Annotated in this window: 6 protein-coding genes; 3 read left to right on the top strand and 3 right to left on the bottom strand. The window is 70.1% G+C overall.

The features are described from left to right. From VIB55_RS00625 to fbp, 3 genes are all read left to right on the top strand, one after another. Positions 1–773: ComEC/Rec2 family competence protein (locus VIB55_RS00625; RefSeq protein WP_331874722.1), on the top strand; the 773-nt coding region annotated here is incomplete at its 5' end. Further along, complete coding sequence (locus VIB55_RS00620) at positions 770–1,168, top strand: hypothetical protein (RefSeq protein WP_331874721.1); 399 nt, start codon at positions 770–772, stop codon at positions 1,166–1,168. The genes VIB55_RS00625 and VIB55_RS00620, both read left to right, overlap by 4 nt. Next, positions 1,165–2,220: a class 1 fructose-bisphosphatase gene (gene fbp / locus VIB55_RS00615; RefSeq protein WP_331874720.1), complete on the top strand. Its 1,056-nt coding sequence runs from the start codon at positions 1,165–1,167 to the stop codon at positions 2,218–2,220. Before VIB55_RS00620 ends, fbp begins: the two co-directional genes overlap by 4 nt. Before the next feature lie 81 nt (positions 2,221–2,301). Here fbp and VIB55_RS00610 read toward each other — a convergent pair whose 3' ends face one another. From VIB55_RS00610 to VIB55_RS00600, 3 genes are all read right to left on the bottom strand, one after another. After that, complete coding sequence (locus VIB55_RS00610; protein WP_331874719.1) at positions 2,302–3,066, bottom strand: tetratricopeptide repeat protein; 765 nt, start codon at positions 3,064–3,066, stop codon at positions 2,302–2,304. Positions 3,067–3,203: 137 nt separating this feature from the next. Further along, positions 3,204–4,115 carry a VOC family protein gene (locus VIB55_RS00605; RefSeq protein WP_331874718.1) on the bottom strand — a complete coding sequence of 304 codons (912 nt, stop codon included), beginning with the start codon at positions 4,113–4,115 and terminating at the stop codon, positions 3,204–3,206. A 32-nt stretch (positions 4,116–4,147) separates the two neighbouring features. Then, positions 4,148–4,594: a DoxX family protein gene (locus VIB55_RS00600; RefSeq protein ID WP_331874717.1), complete on the bottom strand. Its 447-nt coding sequence runs from the start codon at positions 4,592–4,594 to the stop codon at positions 4,148–4,150. Between the last annotated feature and the right edge of the window lie 288 nt (positions 4,595–4,882).

The following is a 4,882-nucleotide window of genomic DNA, read 5'->3' as shown; positions in this document are numbered from 1 at the left end:
CGTTCATCGACGTGGGGCAGGGCGATGCGATGGCGCTGAGGACGCCCGCGGGCCGATGGCTGCTGATCGACGCGGGCGAGCGGGACGACGGGTGGGACGCGGGAGAGCGGCGGGTGCTGCCGTTCCTGCGGGCGAGCGGGGCCACGCGGCTGGAGGCGATGGTGCTAACGCACCCGCACGCGGACCACATCGGCGGGGCGGCGGCGGTGCTGCGGGGAATGCCCGTGGGGCGGCTGATCGAGCCGGGCGTGCCCGTCGGCTCGCCCATCTACCTGGAGATGCTGAAAGCGGCAGAGGAGCGCGGCGTGCCCTGGGCTGCGGCGAGACAGGACCGGGCCTTGCGGGTGGACGGGGTAGAGGTTGTCTTCCTCTGGCCCGCCGTGGACGCTCTTGACACCCCAGCCGACGCAAACGACATTTCCGCCGTGGTCCGCGTTCGCTACGGCGGGTTCACCGCGCTGCTCACGGGCGATGCACCGGCCTGGGTGGAGGAACGCATGATCCAGCGCTACGGCGCCGATGCCCTGCGCGGCGACGTGCTGAAGGCCGGGCACCACGGCAGCCGCACGGCGTCGTCGGAGGCGTTCCTGGACGCCGTAAAGCCGGAGCTGGTGGTGATTTCGGCGGGCGCGCGCAACCGGTACGGGCATCCGCACCGCGAAGTGCTGTCGCGCCTGCGGGCGCGGGGCATCGAGGCCGCGCGAACCGACGAGGACGGCACGGTGCGCATTGTCGTGGAAGAGGGCGGGGCGTCGTGGCGGAGGGTACCGTGAGCCTGGTAGCGCGCATCGCCGACCGCCTGCTGGGGCCGCGGGTGCCGGATGCGGAGCTTCCCTACCCGGTGCCGCCCGGCGTGGTGATCCGCCTCAACCGGCTGATCCCGGCCATCGGTGGGGTGTTCATGGGTGGCGGCACGAAGCGCGCGGGGGCGGTGACGCTGCGGCGCACCATCCTGTTCGACGCGGACCGGCCCATCGCCCCAGACCTGATCGTGCACGAGCTGGTGCACGTGCGGCAGTGGAACGACGACCCGCTGTTCCCGCTGAAGTACTGCGGCCAAGCGCTGCGGCACGGGTATCGGAAGAACCCGTACGAAGTAGAAGCGTACGCGCGGCAGAAGGAGTTTGCCGCATTGCAACGGAAATCCGCACCCGCGAGGAAGGCGTGACCAGCAAGTCCCTGGTGACCATCGAGCGTCACATCATCGAGGCCGAGCGCCAGTTCCCGGAAGCGACGGGCGCGTTTTCCAACATCCTGTACGACATCGCCTTCGCGGCCAAGATGATCGCCCGCGAGGTGCGACGCGCCGGCCTGGCCGACGTGCTGGGCTACACCGGCGAGGTGAACGTACAGGGCGAAGAGGTGAAGAAGCTCGACGAGTATGCCCACGAGGTGATCTTCAAGGCGCTGGACCACACGGGGCACCTGTGCGGCATGGCGTCGGAAGAGGTGGCGGACTTCATCCCCATCCCCGACCGCTTCCCGACGGGCAAGTACTGCGTGCTCTTCGATCCGCTGGACGGGTCGTCGAACATCGAGGCCAACGTCAGCGTGGGCACCATCTTCTCGGTGCACCGCAAGGTGAGCGACCACCCGCGCGGCTGCGCGCAGGACTGCCTGCAGCCGGGGTACAGCCAGGTGGCGGCCGGGTACGTGGTGTACGGCTCGTCGACGATGCTGGTGTACACCACAGGGAACGGGGTGCACGGCTTCACGCTGGAGCCGTCCATCGGCGAGTTCCTGCTTTCGCACCCCGACATCCGCATCCCCAGCCCCGGGCAGCGCATCTTCAGCGTCAACGAGGGCAACTACATGAAGTGGTCGTCCCAGCAGCGCGGGCTGGTCGACTACCTGAAGGGGCTCGACGGCACCAATCCCAAGCCGTTCAGCGCGCGGTACATCGGCTCGCTCGTGGCCGACTTCCACCGCAACCTGCTGTACGGCGGGATGTTCATGTACCCGGCCGACGACAAGAACCCGAACGGCAAGCTGCGCCTGCTGTACGAGGCCGCGCCGCTGGCCATGATCGCCGAGCACGCCGGGGGACGCGCGTCCACCGGCACCAGCCGCATCATGGACATCGAGCCGCGGTCGCTGCACGAGCGCACCCCGCTGTACATCGGCAGCGCGGACCAGGTGGAGATCGCCGAGCGCTTCCTGGCCGGCACCCCGGGGGCGGGGATGGAAGCGGCCCTCGAGCCGCTGGCCGCGGGGGTCTGACCCGGCTATCGCAGGCTCCGAATCGAAAGAGCGCGCGCCACCCATCCCGGGTGGCGCGCGCTCTTCCTTGTCCGGAGCAGGTCAGCGCGCGGCCCCGGCGCCCTTGGTTTCGCGCTGTGCGATGTCGATCCATTCCTTCTCGGCCTTGCGATAGTGGCCCGGCGACACGCGTGCGTGGCGAAGGATCTCTTCGAACGCGCGCATGGCCTCGGTGTCGCGGCCCAGCCGCTTGAGGACGAGCCCCTGGCGGCAGCGGGCCTCGGCGCCGGCGCCGGGCGCGGCGGCGGTGTATTCGCGCAGCGCCAGGTCCAGGTCGCCGGAATCTTCGGCGATGCGCCCGCTGATGGTCAGCTCCTCGGCCGTGGGCTGGCGCGCGCGGCGCAGGCGGTCGAACGTGGCGCGCGCGTCCGCCAGCCGCCCCGCCTGGTAGTACGCCAGGGACAGCTCGGAAAGGGCCCGCGGCGCGTCGGAGTACATCCCCTCCAGGCTGCTCTCGTACATCCGGATGGCATCGTCCAGGCGGCCCGCCTGCCGGTACGCGCGCCCCAGGGCTACCCGGTTGTCGTGCGTATCCGTGAGCGAAAGCTGGTCTTCCAGCCGGCGGATCTCCGCGCCGGGGTCCAGCACCTTCTTTACCGTCTTCGTGACCGTCGACAGCCCCGAGCGGCCGGCCCGCGCGCTGGGCAGGTACTCGGCGAACAGGTACACGAGGCTGCCGACGAGCGGGAAGAAGAAGATGATGAAGAGCCAGTAGAAACGCCCGGTGCGGACGGCGTGCACGGCAAAGAAGATCTGCAGCGCCAGGACCGGGAGGGTGCCGAACCAGTAGCCCGTCAGGAAGTCCATCGATCGGCCGCGCGCGGTTGAGGAGAGCAGGGGAGCGGGCGAAAGATGACGGCGCGGCGGTCCGGCTGGCAAGCATTGTGATAAAAAGCGACGCCCGGAGCGGGTTGGCTCCGGGCGTCGTGCGTAGTCGAGGATGATCAGGCGTCCGCGAGCAGGTGCAACTCGGTCCCCCATGGATCGGCCGAGCGCCATCCGCCATCCATGCGGTCCGTCGTGTACCCGGCGGACCGGAGGCTCGCCGCCGCCGCGTCCGCATCGTCCGACGCGGGGACGATGATCTCCCACGAGAGCAGGCGCGCGTCGTTCTCGCCCGCGGGGCGTGCGCCTGCACCGGCCCAGGTATTCAGGCCCAGGTGATGGTGATAGCCGCCGGCGGACAGGAAGAGCGCGCCCGGATAGCTCCACACCACCTTGTCGAACCCGAGCGCGGCGTGGTAGAACGCCGCCGCCTCGTCGATCGTGCCGATGTGAAGGTGCACGTGCCCGATGACGGTGCCGGCCGGCATGCCCGTCCACCGCTGGCCGTCCGCGGCGCGGACCAGGCTCTCCAGGTTCAGCGGACGCGTATCCATCGCCAGCTGCCCGTTCTGCCACACCCAGCTGCCGCGCGGACGGTCGGCGTACACCTCGATCCCCAGTCCGTCGGGATCGTTCAGGTACAGCGCCTCGCTCACCAGGTGGTCGGACGCCCCGGCGCGCTCGCCGATCTCCGCGAGGTGGGCGACGAAGCGGCCCAGCGCGGCGCGGTCCGGCAGCAGGATGGCGAAGTGGTACAGCCCCAGCCGTCCGCGATGCGGAGCGGGCGCCGCGCCGGCACGTTCGTGCAGCTCAACCAGCGGACGGTCGTCGCCGTGGGCGGCCAGCGTGGCCTGCCCGTCGGCGCGGTGCACCACCCGCAGTCCCAGGACGTCGCCGTACCAGGCCAGCGACCGCGCCAGGTCGGCCACCTGCAGGCGCACCCGGCCCAGCCGCGTGGCGGCCGGAAGACGGAACCCGGCGGGCGCCACGCCCTGCTCGCCGCTGGCCGCGGCGCGATCGGTGATGGTCATCGTGCGTGTCCTCGCGAAAAGAGGAGGAGTGCTCAGACGCGGCCGGTGGCGCCGCCGCGGCGGCGCGCGATCACCGAATCCACCGAGTACTCACCGGCACCGGCCAGCGCCAGCGCGACCGAGCCGCCGAACAGCGCGAGCGCAAACTCGTAGCCCTGCGGCATGAAGAAGCCCGCCGCCAGGTGCACCATGAAGATGGCGCCCAGCATGTTGATGGCCAGCCCCAAGGCCGCCAGCCGGGTCAGCAGGCCCAGGATCAGCGCGATGCCGCCGAAGAACTCCAGGAAGGCGACCGCGGGTCCGGTGATGCCCGGCAGCGGAATGCCCATGCCGGCGAACGAGCCGGAAACGCCCGCCAGGCCGTAGGTGAACAGCTTCTGCGCGCCGTGCGCCACGAAGATGATGCCAACGATCACGCGCAGAACGGCGAGGGCGGCGCTCACGCGCTGCGGGAGGATGCTGGTTCCGTTGATGGCCATGTTCGGCTCCTGTCGTTTAGTGCATGATGATGCTCAACTACATTATATACGTTGCAACGGATATCGTCAAGCGTAAAATCCTGCACGTGTTAGTAGTGGCGGTGCGTGGGCTGGGCCTGTTACCGGCTCTGGGGCCATGGGAGGGCGGCCGGTGCAGTCCCCCGCGCCCCCCATCCCCAGCCCTTCCCCCGCAAACTGCGCGGGGGAAGGGAGCCAGCCGGGTGCGCTCCGGTCGGCTCGGCGCATTCGAGTTCGCATGCAGTCCGCGAAGGCGGACTTCGGGCCTTT

The sequence above is a fragment of the Longimicrobium sp. genome, assembly GCF_036554565.1.
GTDB lineage: Bacteria > Gemmatimonadota > Gemmatimonadetes > Longimicrobiales > Longimicrobiaceae > Longimicrobium.
This window is presented reverse-complemented; position numbering and strand designations above follow the sequence as displayed.